This window comes from Janthinobacterium sp. BJB401 (assembly GCF_013372745.1).
GTDB lineage: Bacteria > Pseudomonadota > Gammaproteobacteria > Burkholderiales > Burkholderiaceae_D > Janthinobacterium > Janthinobacterium rivuli.
The window spans coordinates 304,361-322,812 of sequence record NZ_JABXFH010000001.1 but is presented as its reverse complement, the minus strand read 5'-3'; the positions used below and the strand labels follow the sequence as shown (position 1 = coordinate 322,812).

Annotated in this window: 16 protein-coding genes; all 16 read right to left on the bottom strand. The window is 50.7% G+C overall.

Features of this window, described 5'->3' with window-relative positions:
• Positions 1-72: 72 nt before the first annotated feature.
• Positions 73-633 carry a sugar transferase gene (locus HWE17_RS01455; protein ID WP_176387542.1) on the bottom strand — a complete coding sequence of 187 codons (561 nt, stop codon included), beginning with the start codon at positions 631-633 and terminating at the stop codon, positions 73-75.
• Positions 634-643: 10 nt separating this feature from the next.
• Complete coding sequence (locus HWE17_RS01450; protein WP_176387541.1) at positions 644-1,612, bottom strand: SDR family oxidoreductase; 969 nt, start codon at positions 1,610-1,612, stop codon at positions 644-646.
• Complete coding sequence (locus HWE17_RS01445; protein ID WP_176387539.1) at positions 1,612-2,688, bottom strand: DUF1972 domain-containing protein; 1,077 nt, start codon at positions 2,686-2,688, stop codon at positions 1,612-1,614. The genes HWE17_RS01450 and HWE17_RS01445 overlap by 1 nt, the downstream gene beginning before the upstream one ends.
• A gap of 175 nt (positions 2,689-2,863) precedes the next feature.
• A complete protein-coding gene (locus HWE17_RS01440) occupies positions 2,864-3,970 on the bottom strand; it encodes a glycosyltransferase family 4 protein (RefSeq protein ID WP_176387537.1) in 1,107 nt (368 codons plus the stop codon).
• 126 nt (positions 3,971-4,096) lie between these two features.
• On the bottom strand, positions 4,097-4,774 hold the full coding sequence (locus tag HWE17_RS01435; RefSeq protein ID WP_176387535.1) for a DapH/DapD/GlmU-related protein: 678 nt from the start codon (positions 4,772-4,774) through the stop codon (positions 4,097-4,099).
• A 64-nt stretch (positions 4,775-4,838) separates the two neighbouring features.
• Positions 4,839-6,056, bottom strand: a complete 1,218-nt coding sequence (locus tag HWE17_RS01430) for a hypothetical protein (protein ID WP_176387533.1) — start codon at positions 6,054-6,056, stop codon at positions 4,839-4,841.
• 20 nt (positions 6,057-6,076) lie between these two features.
• The gene (locus HWE17_RS01425; protein WP_176387531.1) at positions 6,077-6,598 is read right to left on the bottom strand and encodes a DapH/DapD/GlmU-related protein; all 522 of its coding nucleotides are present in this window, start codon (positions 6,596-6,598) and stop codon (positions 6,077-6,079) included.
• Positions 6,595-7,854, bottom strand: coding sequence for an oligosaccharide flippase family protein (locus HWE17_RS01420; RefSeq protein WP_176387529.1), 1,260 nt, complete (start codon positions 7,852-7,854; stop codon positions 6,595-6,597). The genes HWE17_RS01425 and HWE17_RS01420 overlap by 4 nt, the downstream gene beginning before the upstream one ends.
• 33 nt (positions 7,855-7,887) lie before the next feature.
• A complete protein-coding gene (locus HWE17_RS01415; RefSeq protein ID WP_176387527.1) occupies positions 7,888-9,240 on the bottom strand; it encodes a hypothetical protein in 1,353 nt (450 codons plus the stop codon).
• 418 nt (positions 9,241-9,658) lie between these two features.
• A complete protein-coding gene (pseI, locus tag HWE17_RS01410; protein WP_176387526.1) occupies positions 9,659-10,714 on the bottom strand; it encodes a pseudaminic acid synthase in 1,056 nt (351 codons plus the stop codon).
• Complete coding sequence (pseG, locus tag HWE17_RS01405) at positions 10,707-12,251, bottom strand: UDP-2,4-diacetamido-2,4,6-trideoxy-beta-L-altropyranose hydrolase (protein WP_176387524.1); 1,545 nt, start codon at positions 12,249-12,251, stop codon at positions 10,707-10,709. The genes pseI and pseG overlap by 8 nt, the downstream gene beginning before the upstream one ends.
• Positions 12,248-13,504, bottom strand: a complete 1,257-nt coding sequence (locus HWE17_RS01400; RefSeq protein ID WP_255206073.1) for an aminotransferase class III-fold pyridoxal phosphate-dependent enzyme — start codon at positions 13,502-13,504, stop codon at positions 12,248-12,250. Before HWE17_RS01400 ends, pseG begins: the two co-directional genes overlap by 4 nt.
• Positions 13,505-13,538: 34 nt before the next feature.
• Positions 13,539-14,318: an NTP transferase domain-containing protein gene (locus HWE17_RS01395; protein ID WP_217916669.1), complete on the bottom strand. Its 780-nt coding sequence runs from the start codon at positions 14,316-14,318 to the stop codon at positions 13,539-13,541.
• Complete coding sequence (locus HWE17_RS01390) at positions 14,315-15,217, bottom strand: aldo/keto reductase (protein WP_176387520.1); 903 nt, start codon at positions 15,215-15,217, stop codon at positions 14,315-14,317. The genes HWE17_RS01395 and HWE17_RS01390 overlap by 4 nt, the downstream gene beginning before the upstream one ends.
• Positions 15,214-16,371 (bottom strand): UDP-4-amino-4,6-dideoxy-N-acetyl-beta-L-altrosamine transaminase, encoded by a 1,158-nt coding sequence (pseC, locus tag HWE17_RS01385; protein ID WP_176387622.1) that lies wholly within the window; start codon positions 16,369-16,371, stop codon positions 15,214-15,216. Before pseC ends, HWE17_RS01390 begins: the two co-directional genes overlap by 4 nt.
• Before the next feature lie 9 nt (positions 16,372-16,380).
• A complete protein-coding gene (gene pseB, locus HWE17_RS01380) occupies positions 16,381-17,391 on the bottom strand; it encodes a UDP-N-acetylglucosamine 4,6-dehydratase (inverting) (protein WP_176387519.1) in 1,011 nt (336 codons plus the stop codon).
• Positions 17,392-18,452 lie beyond the last annotated feature (1,061 nt).

Sequence of the window (18,452 nt, the reverse complement as noted above, 5' to 3'; positions counted from 1 at the left end):
ACTGTCTTACAATTGAGCACCATTACCAATGCCGATGTAATCCATGCCCTATGCCCGGAAAAAATCTGCAAGTCAATGCTTGATTCCGTCCCGCCGTAGCACTTTGACCAAAGTCATCAATACAATTTGCAAGTCGAAGAAAAATGATTTCCGATGTAGATACTCAACATCCAGTTTGACCTTGTCAGGGATCGGTAACTCGTCCCGGCCATTCACCTGCGCCCAACCAGTCAGGCCAGGCGGTATCGCATCTACGCCTTGCTGCGTACGCAGGCTGATCAAGTCTTCCTGATTAAATAAGGCCGGCCGTGGCCCAACCACACTCATGTCTCCCGTAAAGATACTCCACAATTGCGGTAACTCATCCAGACTTGATTTCCGCAGGAACGAACCCGGTGGGGTCAAGAACCGCACTGGGTCGGCCAACAAATGCGTCGCCACCGCAGGCGTATCAACACGCATGGTCCGGAATTTCGGCATTTTGAAGATTTTATTATGCTTGCCGACCCGGTCCGACCAGTACAGTACAGGCCCTGGCGATGTTAATCGAACAAAAACAGCCACCAAAAGTAGCGGGATAAAAAATATACATAAAGAAAACAAAACAAACACCAAATCAAATAACCTTTTCATATACAACCAATCAACTATTAGATAAAAAATGATCCACCGTCTGCTGAATGGCATCCTCGACCCTAACAGGCGGCACCCAGCCCAGTGTCGATTTCGTATGTTCGATATCTACTTGCAAGGATCCCAGCAACCGACTGGCCGCATTTGATTTGCCGAGTAAACTGGCGCTGGCGGACAGCAAGCCGACGGGCAACGCAAACAATAAGGCGGACTTGCCCATCGCCCCCGATAACATGCGCAGCAGGTCTGTCATGCTCAGGTCGCAATCATCCGATACCAAAAAGAGCTGTCCGGCCGCATGCGGATGACGGCAACAAACGATAAGCAAATCAACCAGATTGTCCAGAGCAACCATGCTTCTGCGATTATGCACCGCGCCCAGAGGCAGCGGTATGCCACGTTTCAGCACTTGCATCAGTCTTAAAAAATTGGCCCGCACGCCTGGACCATATACCAGTGGCGGACGCACAATGACTAACTGTAAGCCGGTTTCCTGCGCTAACTCCAACAAAGCTTGCTCCGCTTCCAGCTTGGAAATACCGTATGGATCCAAGGGCGCTGGCGCATCAACACTGGTGAACGGCTTGGTATGCGTCTGTTCGCCATTCACCTTGATGCTGCTGACATACACAAAACGCTGGATACCGCTGCGCACCGCCTGTCTGGCCAGATTTAATGTCGCATCCACATTCACGGCACGGAAAGCCGCCAGCGGATCGCTGGACTTGTCATCCATTACATGCACGCGCGCAGCCAGGTGCACCACCACATTGCATCCCTGCAAGGCTGCGCTCCAGTCGGTTTGCGCCGTCATCTCGCCGGCCTGCACGCGCGATGGCAACGCGCTCCTTTTTCGCATAGCGCCGGCATACGGCACACCCAAGACCTCGAGGCGATCACATAATGCCGAGCCGACGAATCCGGACGCGCCGGTCACCAATATTTTATCCGACACGCCGCACCATTCCACAAAGTCCATCAAAACAGTTCCGCATATTGCTTGGCAATCCGATTCCAAGTATAAAACTCATCCGCTAGTGCCTTCATTTTCAAGCCAATCGCCGCAAAGGCCACATCGTCGGTACTGGCAAGCAGATTCATCAATTCATCTGGATTGCTGAAAGAAAGGCCTGCGTCATGAGTAGTATAACGATTGAAATCGCAATCAAAATAAGCGATCGGCAAGCCCAAATACATAGCCTCAACCAAAGATGGATTGGTACCACCCGCGCTATGGCCATGGATGTAAACATGACAGTTGCTCCTGATTTCATTCAATGTTTCTGGATGATAAATAGGATTGAGTAGATGGACATGCCCCAGATGCTCATATTTCTTCCTTAAATTTTGCCCATAAATACTATTATTCCAATTTCCGATAATGACCAGATCGATACCCGTATACTTCTCGAAACAGCTGAGAATGATATCGAGATTATTTTCCGGTTCGATCCGACACACCTTGAAGGCATAGCGTTTATCGGCAAAACTGTATTTCTCGCGTGCCGCAGCGCTCATGCTGCGCGCCACCGCATGATCTGCGCCATAGGCAATCAATGCTCCGCTGCGGCGATACTGCGTTTCCACATACGACTGGATAGCCTGATTGTCTACCACGACCACATCCGCCGAACGCACCGCAACAGCCTCGGATTTTTTCAGAAACCATTTGGCAAATCGCCCCCATTTTGCGCGCCGCCATTCTAGTCCATCAATGTTGACGATAATTTTCTTATTGCTGATTAGTTTAATAATCGGCAGAAAAATGCATCCCGAGACGCCAAGCACCACAATCACATCAGCAAACCTAATCGCCTTCAGCATGGACACCAGATCATACACAATGCTCTGGGCACCATTGGCGTCCAAGTTGATGTACTCAAGCGCCGCACCGTTGTAACTGCGCATTTTTTTCTCGTATTTTTTTGCGCTGCAAAAAACCGTGAACTCAAACTTCCCCTCCAGACGCTTCGTCAGATGATCCACCAGCGTCTCCCAGCCGCCGTAACTGGCGGGAAGTCCTACAGAGCCAACAATTGCAATTTTTTTCAACATGGCAAGACAATCAGATTTTCATTATAAATAATTTCAAAAATATGAAATCAAAAAGTAAATACAACACTTGCAGAGCCATCAATGTAAACATCATGGTGGCGCCCCAAGACTTATTGCAACCGGCGTCCTCTCAGCAAGAGAGGCCCGTTCTAACGGAAGCGTTTGCCACACCAGATCAACATTGTTGAACTTCCGCCATCACCGCTTCGAGCGCGGCGGCAAATTTATCATGCCCAAAATCCTGCGCACGCAAGCGAGCGGCCTGCGATATCGCCATGCATAATGGCTCATCATCGGCAAGCGCCAGTACACGGAGACGCAGTTGCGCAATATCGCGCGAATCAACCAAAAACCCTTGCACAGCGTCAATGACCAATTCAGCCGGACCACCAATCGGGGGAACAATCACCGGCACACCAAACGCAATCGCTTCAAGAATAGTAAGACCAAAGGTCTCCTGGCAGGTATCGACGCGGGAAAGGTTCAATACCACGCTGGCCGCACCATAAAATGCGGGAGTATCCATGGTTCTCGGATACACCGTCAAATTTGGCGGGCATTTTTTATCTGAAAAATATTCATCGATATCTGCCAATTCGCCATTGACCACCAGGTCAAAATGGATATCGTCCCGTTCAGCGAGTGCATCAACCAAGGCAAGCAGTTCCGGTATACCTTTATAATCGCGCAGCGAAGCTACCATCAAGACATTGAAAATACCCTCATGACGCGGCATATAAGGCGCGGCAGTAGCGACACGCTGGAAACCTTGCTCCAGCGCATTATGGATACAGCGAACTACCACTCCCCCAATAGGCAACATCTCCATATGAGTCTTGGAAACATAGATATTCAAGGATGAAGTCCACTTCACCAAGCTCGTTAAATACAAGCGCAGCGGCGCCGGACTGATCGACACTTCATGAATATGATACAACACGCGGCGCCCGGTCAGTTTCCCATACAGAGCGGCGCCAAAAGGCAACAGTGTATTAACGTAAATTACAGCTTTTTTTTCAATACTTCGATCTCGCAATAAAGCGAAAAACAAACATAACTGACTAAAAAAATAAGCGAACAACGTCACCCAGCGATACTTCGACCGCACATACCAATAGCGCGTAACGGGAAGATCGCAATCAGATAAAAACCCCTCGCTGCCACTACCAACAAATATCTTTGCGCCACTGGATTGTTTTTTTAAGACAAAAATCGTTTCAGCCAATATCTTGGGACTACCAGAAAAATCGTTCAACAGATGGCAAAATATAATTTGATTCATAGATTTAAATTCAACTTTTAGAATTTAGCAGCGAAAAAATATTTCCGTTTAACTATTTTCCATGAAAAACATAGATGATGCCTGTGGCATTACAGTGACTATCAGGACAGGTTCGATCAGCCCGCCTCAGACCGCGGGCTTATCCAGACGTGACCGGATCACTCTGGCCGGCACCCCGGCAACGATCGAATAGGGTGGAATTTCACCGCGCACCACCGCGCCGGCGGCTATCACACAACCATGGCCCACCCGGGTGCCATCGAGAAAAGTAACTTTAGCACCGACCCAGCAATCATCTCCGACCACAATTCCTTGCCGCGTGACACCCTGCAACCGGATCGGAATATCGATATTGTCAAATACATGGTTTTCTGGATGAAAACTAGTCCATTGCCCCATGATTACATTACTGCCGATGTCTACCCCCCCCGCTCCACCGATGAATGAAAATCCCCCTATACCCGATTGATCGCCGATACGTATTCCTTTACCCATATTGGTAATGATGCCGGACGCCTCGATGACCGTGTACGGGCCGATATTGACACCATTCCCAATCACCACGCCCTCGCGCGACAAACCATCGATCAGCACACATTTCCCCAACGTTACACCGCTGCCAAACTTGATACGGCTGCGATTACGTAGTTCCACCCCCGCATTCACAAATATCCATTTTCTAGGATGGAATGCAATTCCACGTAAAATGCAGCGCATTAGACACGTGGCTCTGCGAAATACGATGCCGAACAAAGTTCCCATAGGAATATCTGGATCAAGGCTGTATGCCTTTCCTTTGATCATAGTGGCGCAGGCTGAGATCATACGCCTTGTTAGTCTTGAAAACAATCTTACTTCTCCCTTGCAATTATTTAACATCAGCCTCTACAACATACTCAGTAGAAATTTTATTAGGCGAGTTTCTCCCCACCAATATATAGGTAATAACCATCAGGAAAATTGGGTTCCCAAGACTAATCAGTGATGAATTCATGAATCCAGCCAGGAATATAAAAAATAGAATAGAAAAGTTTTCCTTAGAGAAATTTCTATGCTGGCAAATAATAAAAATAAAATAAAATAAAATAAATAATAATGGTGAACGATAGAACAAAAGCAAATAATTATTATGTGGATTTGACTCGAATCCACCAGCGTCAGTACCATCTAGTTGAAGAGTCGGGACTGAAAATTCAGCGACCGAAAAATGACCAAAAATATAATCAATCCAGGTGAAATTTTGCATCACATGTTCGAGCTGCTGCTCCCATATCATCGATCTTGCATGCGTCAAGCTATATGCCAGCATACGCAAATCGATGTCGCCGCCAAACATACTCATGCTCCCGCTCACTTCCACGGCCACTAGTATTGCAACAAACAGTAGAGAAATAGAAACCAGTATTAACGAAGAAAGATAGCGCCGACTTTTATATAATGGGTATAAGGAAAATACAGCAAAAACGGCAACTAATGGAGTCAAGCGAAACGACGCGAGAACACCGAATAAAGATGCCGCCAAATAAAACTTTCGATTACTACCCCGATACATGAACAAATTGATCAGCAATACTAGCGAACTATAACTATCGATAGTGGCGGGGCTACCTTCGAGGCCATATAAAATACCGTATTGTAAAAATCCAAAATTCACACGAAATTCTTCGGCATCCACATATTCATATAGCGTATTGGGCACCAAACCACTCCATAGCAGCGTGGCAGCGACCAGATAGAGCAAGTAAGTCCGGTTAATGAACAGAATAAAATCCTGGCGTTCCACTTCAAAGGTTGAAAAAAACCAAATAAACAACATCACCTTCAAGTACAAAGCCACCGTGTAGCTATTATTGCCATATACCTGCATGAGAAAAAATATGCAGAAAATAACCGAAAAAAATATGAACAGCCGGTATTGCCACTCAGCTTGCAAGGCTTTTACACCTTTCTGCATGATCAGCAGAAAAATGCACATCAGGCCAAACAGCGTGGAAACATATTCACTGGTTGCTGATTCATTACTTCTGAAAAAAATGGAGAAAAAAAACGCTAAATAAACCGCATACAGAACTTCAATCGGTTTCACCTTCATATTCTTTACCATTTTTAATTAAATTTCCCCTCTGCCTTGAGACGATTATAATGCTCAATATTACGGTTTTTGAATGGCTTGGCAGGATGTCCGCCAGCAATTGCAAATGCCGGAATACTTTTCACAATCACGCTACCTGCCTGAATAATCGCCCCTTCACCGATTGATACCCCACCAAGAACAATTACGCGGTCCCCCAGCCAAACATTGTCGCCTATCGTGATATCCTTGAATAGATAGCTATCGTCGTAAGGAATCGCTTGACCATGGTCATAATTATGTTCTTGCGTGATCATGAGACAATTTCTACCGCTATGAAAATTAGCGCCAATCACCACCGTCCCGCCGCCCAGTATCTCCATGCCATTAAAATTAACATTTTCACCAAGCGTAGTGGTCTTACTTACCCAGCTCTTGCTGTTCACTGTCAAACGTGGATGGCAACTTTGACATTGCATCCGAACTATTTTTGTATAAATTTTCCGATCTAGTGATTGCTTGAGTAGCCAGATCGATCTTAATATTTTTTTAATCATATGATTTTTTGTTTTCCAAGACGCCATGGCATCGGATATACACGGTGTCCCAACAGCCAGGTGAGCGCGAATAAAATCAACCAACTGGCCACCATCGAATACGCGGATCCCGTAATGCCAAAGAGTGGAATCAGCAAATAATTTAACAACATGACTATACCGGCAGAAATCAGAGTCATCACTGAGAGAAAATAAGTCTTCTTCACATAAAAAATATAATTTGTTGCCATGAAATAAAAACCCTGCAGCAAAAATGCCAACGAAATCAGCATCGCTACACTTTGCCCTTCATGGTAATTAACCGAGATAAAGAAATGATAGACCAGTGGTAAGGCAGCAACAAAAATCACAGATCCGGCACACATCAAGGTAATAATTTTATAGGTTTGCAACACCAGTTTTTTCTTTTGGTCAAAAGATGGAGAACTGTTCAACTGAGCATATAAGTGGGGGACCCAGGCTTGATTGATCGAAGACATGACAATCATCACGGCGCTAGCAATTTGATAAGCCACGTTATAAATACCAACGGCATCCGCAGAAACCAAATTGGCCAAGAACAACCGGTCAGCCATTGCCAGCATGATTCCTGCCAATGAGTGCGGCACAAGTGGCAAACCAAATTTAATCGCTTCTTGAAAATAATACTTATCGAAGCTGAATTTCAGAAGTCCTTCGCGAAACAACACCACCAGCGAGATCACGTTAAACACCACAAATGATCCCAGCATGCCCCACATCCGCCCTTCCCATCCATTTTTCAGACAGATCACGAAATACAGAGAAAATACAATATTCAGCAGGGTCAGGCCAATCTTGAAGACACCATACGCCATCAATTGCTGTCGTGCCTGAAATATAGTCGGCATCAGCATTGGTAGTGCCTGCAACAAGACAAAGACCGCGCTGGCGGTGACCCAGAATTCCGAAATCTTGAACAGGCCAGCGACTCTCTCGCTAAAAATAAATAATAATGGTAAGACAACAAGAAAACCCAGTACGGGAAGCCATAGGATAGTCGTGATAAATTTGGAAAACTGCTCCTTTGTCAGTCTGGTGTACTCGATGGTCACCAGCCCCTGGAAACTGAGCAAGACAATCGGAAGGAGCAAAGCTTGTAACATTGTGACCAAAGAAAGAATACCGAATTCCTTAGGCAGCAGATACGCTGTCAACACCGGCAACAATAAAAATGGCACAGCCGCATTCACAATATTGAATGCAGAGTAGGCAAATATTTGACTGGAAAGTCTCATGCAGTAACTTGGTGAATTTCTCTAAGTGGCGTGTTATGTAACTTCAAATACGTTTTTAGCGCATGGCCGCCATGCACTGGAAACCGGTTTTTTTTCTGCCAGCGCGGTCAACGCAGCCCCAATCAGTTCCGCCGAGCGCCCCTCGCTGCCGGTTCCGACGCTATGTGAGAAATACTTCGATGCGGTATAAAAATCTGTACGCTGCATGGCGCCGTCAAGGCCGTTGATCAGATCAACCGGATTGTCGGCATAAAACACTACGCCGCGACGGATAAAGCCATAATGATCCAGTATTTTTCCTTTAAACGGCATACAAATAGGTGTGGCCTTAAGCAATGCCGCCTCCAGTAATATGTTCGAGTCGGCGGCAATGACAATGGCGGACTTGATAATTAAATCGGTCGAGCGTTCGACTTCGGGAGCGCTGTAAGTGACCCCGATCTGCAGCGATTTCTGACGCCATTCGTTGAAACGCCGCGTATCACCAGGGTGCGGCCGGACACAGACAGTGAATGCATTACCGACTTTCTCCAGGATATATTTCGCTGCGGCCATAACCGGATCGACCTCGTCCAAATCGTTTGGACAAATGGAAATGCAATTGCGCACCAGCGTCAGATTACTCAGTTGACGCAAGGTCTGGTCCAATTTTGAGATGCCAGCCAAAAACACCACGCAGTCGCCCAAACCCTTTTTCTGATACTTTTCCAGTGCATCCACGCCATCGAGAAAAGCATAGTCAAACATCAATTTGGGGAACTTCTCGCTGACTGATGCATGCTGCACATAAGCGACAGGCACCTGCAATTCGCGGCAGGCAAGCGCGAACGTCCTACTCAGCATCGAATGGTCGTTCGAAACCACGACTAACGCCGGACGGTTCCTCGCCAACATAAAACGTAAATAGACAATATATCCGCAGGAGAACATGTATTGATCTAATGCAAAACTAAACGATTTTTTCCGATGTCCCGAAGCTATCAAATATTGAAAAAACACCCAGGGTGCATACATCAATCCCAACAGATTCGGAATCAAAAAACTGATCTTGTTCGGCTCCGCAATTTGCCCCGCTATGGTAATGCCATTCGGCACGCAGCGCCCTAGATCTTCCAAGGCCCTTTTTTCATTAATCGACGAATAAAAAAATACGACTTTGTTTTTCAGTTCCGCGTTGACGAGTTTAGCCGGGCCACCACGTGACTGGCCCAAATCTTTCAAAAACCAGAAGAAAAATGAGGCCAACCTGATCGACATGCCTTTTTTCTGCAACACGGCGGATGGCAGATTGAGCGTATTCATTTCCTCTGTTGCAAATGAATATACGGCATCATAGATATTCGGCGGGGCAAGTTTTTCAAAAAATCTGGAAAGTGTACTCATCATTTAATTTCATTGAACAGACTGGAAACAGGAACAGCATGTACCTGTCTGATTCATCAACGAATCAGAGCCTTTATTTTTTATTTTTAGCCTGGAATCACATCTGCAATGATATATGCGCTGCCCGACTTCAAGTTTCAATCGACAAGACAAGGCTGATACCGCGATTACGTCGATTACTGGACCGCATGGACATAACAACAATCAAAGGTGCTCAGGAATTGCTGCGCCTTTATTGGCTGCGGCCAGTACGACATCAACCTTCGATGATATTAAGAGCACCTAACATAACCTGCTGCGCGTCGCGATTTGCGGTCTCCGATACTCACTGTGCATTCGCACAGCTGCGCTTCTCAGCCGCAACTCACTGCCGCTTGCTACGCTTCTGTTAAGCGCTCTAAGTCAACATGGGCCATGCCTGTCACAGAATCAAATTCCAGCTCAGCGCGGTTCCGGCCTTGACGTCTTGCTTGACGGTCTGTCCAAGCACCATTTCGTAGTGTTTCGGGGGCAATCCCAAACCCGGACGGATGGCGCGCAAATTTTGTGGATTCAGTACCTCGCCCGCCTTCATGTCTTGGGCGATGTACAGGGAACGACGGAACACCAGCGATTTCTTTTCTTTCTCGGTCACACCATAACTGATTTTTCCCAGCGCTTGCCAGGCCCGTTCGCTTTCAATCACCAGTGAGCGCATTTCGTCCGGCTCCATCGAGAATGCCGAATCGACACCGCCATCGGCGCGGCTGAGGGTGAAATGTTTTTCGATGACACTGGCGCCCAACGCGACGCTGGCAACCGATACGCCAACCCCCATCGTATGATCTGACAGCCCCACTTCACAATCAAACAAACCGCGCAAATGTGGAATCGTCAGGATGTTGGTATTTTCCGGCGTGGCAGGATAAGTGCTAGTACATTTCAGCAAAATCAAGTCCTTGCAACCAGCTTCGCGCGCGGCGCGCACAGTCTCGTCGAGTTCGGCGACACTTGCCATGCCGGTGGAAATAATCATCGGCTTGCCCGTGGCTGCGACACGGCGTATCAATGGCAGATCGGTATTCTCAAACGAAGCGATCTTGTAGCAGTCCATATCCAAGGTTTCCAGGAAATCGACCGCCGTGTCATCAAACGGGGTGCTGAACGGAATCATTCCCAGTTCACGAGCGCGATCGAAGATCGGCTTATGCCATTCCCATGGCGTGTAGGCTTCGCCATACAATTTGTACAAGGACGTACCAGCCCACAGGCTGTTGGGGTCACCAATGTGAAACTCACGCTCATCCAGATCCAGTGTCATGGTATCGGGCGTATAAGTCTGAATTTTCAACGCATGCGCCCCCGTCTTAGCTGCGGCCTCGACGATTTCCAGCGCACGTTCGAGCGACTGGTTATGGTTACCGGACATTTCGGCAATCACGAAAGGAGGATGGTTCTTGCCGATCAGGCGGTTGCCAATTTTGATGGAATCAGTCATGTTGCAGCACCTTCTTAAAATAGCTAGTGGAGTTCCTGACATAGCCAGCAGTCAGGAACAGACGGTGTGAAGGCTGGTTATCACCGAGAACCTCCGCCCGTATTGTTGTTATATCCGCACGCATATTGCGTAACCATTGTTCTGCGCTGGCAAGCAGTTCCGCCCCCAGGCCCTGTTGCTGCGTGCCAGGCACAAGATAAATTGATACTTCCGCGCTGTCTTGCAGCAAATCAAAACGCACCACGCCAACTGGCTGGCCGTTGCGCTGCTGACCAATCATCAAAATACGCTGCGGGTCAGTCAGCAAGGCCGTCAACCAGTGCTGATGACTCTCCAACGCTATGGGCGCGCTGCTGCGCGACACGGCGCGGATCGATTCATGGTTCCGCCAAAGCATTAAGTCAGCAGAATCGTCCTCGCTGGCCTTGCGCAAGACAATCGCTCCCATGCCCAGCTTGCGCGCCACGCGCGCTGTGCCACGGCCATCGACGATGGCATGGCTCTGGCGCGACAGGCATTGCCGCAGGGCAGGATTGTCGAGCAATGCGGTGTAATGAAGCAGCAAGGTATCCTCCAGTTCCACGCCTGGCCGCATATCCGGCGCATACACCAGGCCGCCCAGCGCCGCGTCGTCAACTAGTTGCCGCTGGTTATCCGCCACACACAGCGTCAAGGTGGGCAATCCCAGACTGCACCGTTCCCAAGTCGCCGTGCCGCCAGCACCAATCGCCAGGTCCGCTGCAGCCATCAATTCAGCCATACGCGAGGTTTGTACATGGCAAGTAAAACCATGCTTGGCACAAGCGTCTTCGATCGCCGCGCGCGCTGGATGGCGCATGCCAATCACAACATCGACCTGCAGTTCCGGCCGGTTTGCACGGGCCAGCGCGGCAATAGCAGGCGCCGTGTAATTATCGGCATCGACACCACCAAAGAAAACCAGCACGCGGTGTACCGCAGCGCTGCGCAAGCCGCACCTGGCACGCCAGGACGAAAACTCGCTTCTCAGCAAGGCGTGGCGCGGTCCCAGCAACCTCAGGCATACAGACGGCAACAGGCCGTCATAACGTTGCTGCATGTCATGGTAATAATTTTGGTCCAGCAAAACACTGCAGTCATGCGCACGATCTGCCAAGTCATCAATGACCATGATCCTTGCCGCAAACGCCTTGGCGGCCTGTTCCCAGCGCGCATCGAGTGCATAATGGTCAACGATAATCCAGTCTGCTGCCTGCCGCGGTGAAAGCAGCGCGCGTACCTCATCCAGTTCTTGTTCCAGCGGCACGCCCAGCCAGGCCAGATGCGCTGGCGAACTTGCGGCGCCTTCCGCGACAGCGCAAATGGGCGCTGTCAAACTGAGTACCTCGAATTGCTGCGTACGCAGCCAGTCGATATAGTTTCCCGTCAATTCGCGGCAAACGAAGGTAACCGCCGCCCCGCGCAACCTGAGTTCTTCCGCCAGGGTTGCACAACGCATGACATGTCCGCTTCCCATTTGCAAGGAAGCATCCACGCGGATAACGACGGAGCTGCTCATCGTACCTTGAACAATGGTTCCAAGGGTTTGCAGCGCAGCAAACTTTCCAGCGTGCCATCCTTGACGGCGGCGACCAGCATCGGCACGACTTCTTCATAAGCCGCGAACAGCTTCTCGAGATCGCTGTCGCTATGGCTGTAATTGACGTTATGGGTACCGAAAGTCAGAATTCCGCGCGCCAACATTTCTTGCATGAACAAGGTCTTGATATACCATTGCGTGTACGGAGCAGCATCCTTGATCAGCACGAAACTCCAGCTCGGATGGCCGGCAACGCTCATGATGTGCTGCGCAGCATTCGCCTCGATGATGGCATTGAGACGGTCGATAATTTTCTGACCCTGCTTCTTGATCGTCGCCACGACAGGTTCGCGCTGCAACTTTTCCATCGTTGCCAGGGCCGCCGCCAGCGACAGCGTTTCGCCACCGAAGGTGAACGAGAAGAAGATTTCTTCCATCAGCTTCATGACGTCGGCACGGCCGGCGATGGCCGATACCGGATAGCCATTCGCCAGGCCCTTGCCGAACGTGGCGAGATCGGGCGTGACGCCAAACAACTCTTGCGCACCGCCATTGGCGTAGCGGAAACCGGTGATGGTTTCATCGAAGATCAGCAGTGCGCCGTGCTTGTGAGCCAGTTCCTTGACGCCCTCGAGGAAACCTTCCACCGGCGCGTACACATTCATCGGCTCGAGGATGACGGCCGATATCTGCTCGGGCAAGTCGGCAAACAGCTTTTCCAGCGATGCCAGGTCGTTGTACGCAAAGGTATGCGTGAGTTCGCGCGTGGCAACGGGAACGCCGCGGTTGCGCGCGGTGGAACCGATGTACCAATCCTGCCAGCCGTGGTAGCCGCACACGGCCACGTGTTCGCGGTTGGTGTAAGCACGCGCCACGCGGATGGCGCCGGAAGTGGCATCGGAACCATTCTTGCCGAAACGCACCATCTCGGCACAAGGCACGATTTCACAGATTTTTTCCGCGACCTGCATTTCAATCTGATGCGGCAGGCTGAAGATCACGCCTTCGTCCAATTGCGCCTTGACCGCATTGGTCACGTCCTCGTCGTTGTAGCCGAGCGTGATCGACGCCAAACTGCTGATGAAGTCGATGTATTCATTGCCATCCACATCCCATACATGGCTACCCTTGCCGCGTTGAATAAAGTACGGCGAAACACCCAATGGAAACTGGGTTTTGCTCTTGCTGAAAGTCTGCGAGCCGAGCGGGATCGTTTTAAGGGCGCGTTCCAATAACTCTTCAGAGCGTTGATAGCGTGTAGACATATTAGTTCTCTATGGTGGAGGGGATAGTCGGTACGGCATCGGCGTCGAGCGATTTTTGATATCCCTCGTTACGTCCATGCATGGTGTTCCAATTTACTAATTCGGGGCGCTGCTCCAGCAGGGACAGGACATCCTGCATGGAAAACTGCGTGTTTTTCCGATACAGCGCGTCATAAATCATGGAGACGAGCTCGAAATCCTTCGGTTCATCCACCGTCCAGCGCAAGTGCGACAAATCCGTGGCGTTACGGTACACGCCCACCTTGTAGCGCTCGGCCTGCTGATGGATGAATGGCGTGACATGCTCGCGCTGTGATGGCAGACGCGCTTCGCGCCACGCCTCGTCCAGGCAAGAGGCACGGAAAATCTCCACATCAAGGCCGTCCGGATAGGTGGCCTCGACGCTATTGCTGACGTAGTCGTAGCCGCCGGCCAGATAAAACGCGATGACCTCGTCGATCAGCGCCGCGTCGGTCAGCGGGCAATCGGCCGTCAGGCGCACGATATGCTCGGGCGCAAACGTTTGCGCCGCCTGGTGAAAACGTTCCAGCACGTCGTTCAGATCACCCCGGAAGCAAGCGATGCCATTGGCCACGCACAATGCTTCAATGGCGTCGTCCGACGCTTCGCGGCTCGTTGCCACCAATAATTGATCGATCTGGCGCACCTCGCGCAAACGCTCGATCTGGCGCAGCAGCATTGGCTCGCCCAGCAAGGGCTTGAGCACCTTGCCTGGCAGGCGCGATGACGAAACACGAGCTTGCAATATTGCCAATATCATGATTTTTCCTTTGCCTGCTGCCACAAGGCAGGATTGACGATCGCTTCGTCGTTGATCGCAAACGCGTCATAGCCTGCGCGCGCGGCGCCTGCACCCGGGTGCCCGGCCGCCGTGCATATTTCTTGCAATTGCACACTGGAATTGACGCCACAGACCACGTGGTCGATCTCATCCAGTCCGGTCACAAAGCCCAGCGCGGCTTGCAGCGGCGTCAAACCTTGTCCGGCAATAAAGCGGTGATACGCGGCCAAATGCTCGCGTACACCGTCAAAATGGGCCGGCAATTCATGGGGAGCCATCAGCAACAAGCCCTGCAGGAAAGCGGAACGGGCATGTATCTCGACGCCTGCCTGTTTCAATTTGCGCAAATGCCCGCTATGCAGCAAGCGCTGGTCCAGCACATTGATCGGTAACTGAATCAGGTCGATCGGGAAGCGCGCCAGTACGGCATCAATCTGCTGCCCGGTATATACGGACACGCCAATCTTGCTGACCAGGCCCTGCTGCTTCAACAACGCCATGCGCGCCATCAGCGCTTCTCCGCCGGGCAACAGCAAATCGTCGACGCGGTGGACCAGCAAGCCATAGACGCTGGGACGCTGCAACATGCGCAGCGAGGCGTGCAGGCTGTCTTCCAGTTGCTGCGCCTCCGCCTCGCCCACTGCCGAACCGGCAAACTGCGGCGTCTTGGTCACGATATCGAAAGGCGCGGCAGGCGACATCGCGCGGCCTAGCACCGCCTCGCTGTCGCCATACAATGCCGCCGTATCGATCAATGTCAATTGCAACTGGGCCGCAGCAGCCAGAATTGCCGCCACTTCCCCTTCGCTAACCTTGCCTGCCGTATTGGCGATACCATAATCGAGGCCGAACTGAACTGCGCCCAAGCCTATTTTCATTTCAGCGCTTTCCGCAAGGCCTCGATAACGCGGTCTTGCTGCTCTTCCGTGAAGGTGGCATACATGGGCAGGCTGATGGCTTGCGAATAATAATGTTCCGCTTCCGGGAAATCGCCGCGCTTGAAGCCTTTTGCTTCATAGTAAGGCTGGATATGCACGGGAATATAGTGCAGATTGACGCCGATCGATTGCGCGCGCAGGGCGTCGAAGACGTCGCGGTGCGTTTGCGTCAGGCGCTCGGTCTGCAGTCGGATCACATACAGATGCAAACCCGAATAACCGTCGGGATGCTGCCATGGCGTGATGACAGGGAAGTCTGCCAGCAAGGCATCATAGCGGCGCGCCATCACATGGCGATGCGCCACGAAGTCATCGAGCCGCGCCATCTGGCTCAGGCCAAGCGCGGCCTGCATGTCGGTCATGCGGTAGTTGTAGCCGAGCGTGACCTGCTGGTAATACCATGCTCCATCAGGCGCATGCGTCATCAGCTCAGGGTCGCGCGTAATGCCATGGCTGCGCAGTTGCTGCAGGCTGGTCGCCAGCTGTGCATCTTGCGTGGTAGCCATACCGCCTTCGGCACTGGTAATAATCTTCACAGGATGAAAGCTGAAGACCGTAATGTCGCTGTAGCGGCAGTTGCCTATGGGTTCGCCACGATACTTGCCGCCGATGGCGTGCGAAGCATCTTCGATGATCTTGAAGCCGTACTCCTGGCCCAATGCATGGATGGCGAGCATATCGCAAGGCTGGCCCGTCAAATGCACGGGGATGACCACCTTCGGCAGACGCCCTGTCAGCTTCGCCTGCGCCAGCTTGTGCGCCAACGCCTCCACGCTCAGGTTGTAGGTGCGCGCATCGATATCGACAAAGTCAACATCGGCGCCGCAATACAAGGCGCAATTAGCACTGGCAACGAAGGTATTTGGACTGGTCCAGACCAGATCCCCGGAGCCGACGCCCAATGCCAGGCATGCGATATGCAAGGCACTCGTGGCGCTATTGACTGCGATCGCGTGGGACACACCGCAATATGCCGCCAGCGCTTGCTCAAACGCCGGCACCGCTGGCCCCTGCGTCAGAAAGTCGGAGCGCAAGACATCGACGACAGCCTGAATATCGGCCTCGGAAATATCCTGTCGGCCATAAGGAATCATCGTCATGTTTTACGCGGTATGAGTAGGGTCAACGTGAGCCTGGATCAACTCGCGCAATTGTTCTTTGCTCAGGAAATCGGTATTGCTGCCGCTGTCATAGCAAAAACCCGGCGGCACCAATTTGGCGCCCATCTTGTCGCAATACTCTTGCGTCGAATACTTGGCGCTCATCGGCAGGATGGCGTAATACTTGCCCATATCCACGGTATTGAAACTGTCGCTGGAGGTGATCATTTCCTCATGGATTTTTTCACCTGGGCGCACGCCGACAACAGGGAAGCTGCATTCAGGACCAATGGCTTCAGCCACATCGGTGATGCGATAGGAAGGAATCTTCGGCACCAGCACTTCGCCGCCCCAGGCGTTCTCGAGCGACCACAGCACCATGTCCACGCCTTCTTGCAGACTGATGTTGAAGCGAGTCATGGCCGTATCGGTGATCGGCAAGACACCCGTCGCGCGGCGCTCGAGGAAGAATGGAATCACCGATCCGCGGCTGCCCATTACGTTACCGTAACGAACAACGCTGAAACGCAGATCACGATGACCAACGATATTATTGGCTGCAACGAACAGCTTGTCCGAGCACAGCTTGGTCGCGCCGTACAGATTGATCGGCGCGGCAGCCTTGTCGGTTGACAAGGCAACCACACGCTGCACTTTGGTATCCAGACAAGCCTCGATCAGGTTTTGTGCACCCAATACGTTGGTTTTGATACATTCGAACGGATTATATTCCGCTGCTGGCACTTGTTTCAACGCAGCAGCATGAATCACGATATCAATTCCTTCCAGCGCGCGGCGCAGACGGGATTCATCGCGGATATCGCCAATGAAATAACGGATACCGGCATACTTTTCATCCGAAAACTCATGCGCCATTTCAAACTGTTTCAATTCATCGCGCGAAAATACCACGAGGCGCTTGATGGTCGGATAACGCTCCAGCACGGTTTTGACAAAGGCTTTGCCGAACGAACCCGTTCCGCCGGTAATAAGGATAGACTTATCTGATAACATTTTTATATTATTAATTAAATGAGAATAACGAATTAAATAAACGCAACATGCTCAGCAGGTACCGATATCGTTAACAAATCGGCACCACATCCGTCAGGGGCGACTCGATAGCACATTACACCAACCAAGAGAAGGAGAGGGTAGATTTGCCCGAGACTCAGCCGAACATACATTTACCCTAGTCTGGTCAGAGCAAGAAATTGACGTGCTTCAAAACGGGAACCGTAACAAGCTCAAAGTAATCGAGAGCCCGAGCAACACAGTCAGCCACTTTGCACTTTGACAACCGACTAATCTATAAATCATCCCATATGAAAGATGACATGAATTCAAGGAGATCAGAATGCGCTGAATGATGTAGACGCAAGATATTTCTAATTGCTTTTTAAAAATACAGTCGCACCATTTTAACATTATTGTCTTGCTAAAAATACGAAATTCTCGACCAAAAAACCACATCCCGCCATGCAGCCATAGTCCCATTTCTTCGCAACAACGACAAATATAAAGCAAATCGCCTGCATGAATATGCAGCGCTACACGAGGAAAATATTTTCAATTAAGCAAGTAGCGATACAGCCCACCCCTCCGGGCATGCCACCGACGGCACGTCGCCAACTAAGTAACCCCCAATAAATTATTGTGATTTCTGACTGCCATAACCGGCGCTCTGCGGCGTTGCTCACTGCTAGCAGTGCCCGCACTGCGTCGCAGCGAGCGCCTTGCATAGCATCCGGTTCTGTTCGTCATAAATTCACACTAATTTCCCGAGGATTACTTAGCAACACTGTTTCGACATTTCCAGATGCTGACTTCCAAGCCTGCATGATATATGCACAGCCCCCTATTTTCTAACCATCTTGTGCGGTTTTACACCTTGTCACAATTACGTGCCAACATAGCCACCGCCACCGCCTATAATACTGCCCTGCATGCCAGATTCTGCCGCACATGCTTTAAAGCAAGCCAATACTGAACAACTCCCACCTCCTGCGACCATGACAGGAAGCCTGGCCTTCTATACCCCATACCCGTCGAAGAGAAATACCACGCTATCAATC

What these genes read in the sequence shown, in the direction of transcription:
- HWE17_RS01455 (WP_176387542.1), bottom strand. Translation starts at nt 633, where the DNA reads ATGAAAAGGTTATTTGATTTGGTGTTTGTTTTGTTTTCTTTATGTATA.
- HWE17_RS01450 (WP_176387541.1), bottom strand. Translation starts at nt 1,612, where the DNA reads ATGGACTTTGTGGAATGGTGCGGCGTGTCGGATAAAATATTGGTGACC.
- HWE17_RS01445 (WP_176387539.1), bottom strand. Translation starts at nt 2,688, where the DNA reads ATGTTGAAAAAAATTGCAATTGTTGGCTCTGTAGGACTTCCCGCCAGT.
- HWE17_RS01440 (WP_176387537.1), bottom strand. Translation starts at nt 3,970, where the DNA reads ATGAATCAAATTATATTTTGCCATCTGTTGAACGATTTTTCTGGTAGT.
- HWE17_RS01435 (WP_176387535.1), bottom strand. Translation starts at nt 4,774, where the DNA reads ATGATCAAAGGAAAGGCATACAGCCTTGATCCAGATATTCCTATGGGA.
- HWE17_RS01425 (WP_176387531.1), bottom strand. Translation starts at nt 6,598, where the DNA reads ATGATTAAAAAAATATTAAGATCGATCTGGCTACTCAAGCAATCACTA.
- HWE17_RS01420 (WP_176387529.1), bottom strand. Translation starts at nt 7,854, where the DNA reads ATGAGACTTTCCAGTCAAATATTTGCCTACTCTGCATTCAATATTGTG.
- HWE17_RS01415 (WP_176387527.1), bottom strand. Translation starts at nt 9,240, where the DNA reads ATGATGAGTACACTTTCCAGATTTTTTGAAAAACTTGCCCCGCCGAAT.
- pseI (WP_176387526.1), bottom strand. Translation starts at nt 10,714, where the DNA reads ATGACTGATTCCATCAAAATTGGCAACCGCCTGATCGGCAAGAACCAT.
- pseG (WP_176387524.1), bottom strand. Translation starts at nt 12,251, where the DNA reads ATGAGCAGCTCCGTCGTTATCCGCGTGGATGCTTCCTTGCAAATGGGA.
- HWE17_RS01395 (WP_217916669.1), bottom strand. Translation starts at nt 14,318, where the DNA reads ATGATATTGGCAATATTGCAAGCTCGTGTTTCGTCATCGCGCCTGCCA.
- HWE17_RS01390 (WP_176387520.1), bottom strand. Translation starts at nt 15,217, where the DNA reads ATGAAAATAGGCTTGGGCGCAGTTCAGTTCGGCCTCGATTATGGTATC.
- pseC (WP_176387622.1), bottom strand. Translation starts at nt 16,371, where the DNA reads ATGATTCCTTATGGCCGACAGGATATTTCCGAGGCCGATATTCAGGCT.
- pseB (WP_176387519.1), bottom strand. Translation starts at nt 17,391, where the DNA reads ATGTTATCAGATAAGTCTATCCTTATTACCGGCGGAACGGGTTCGTTC.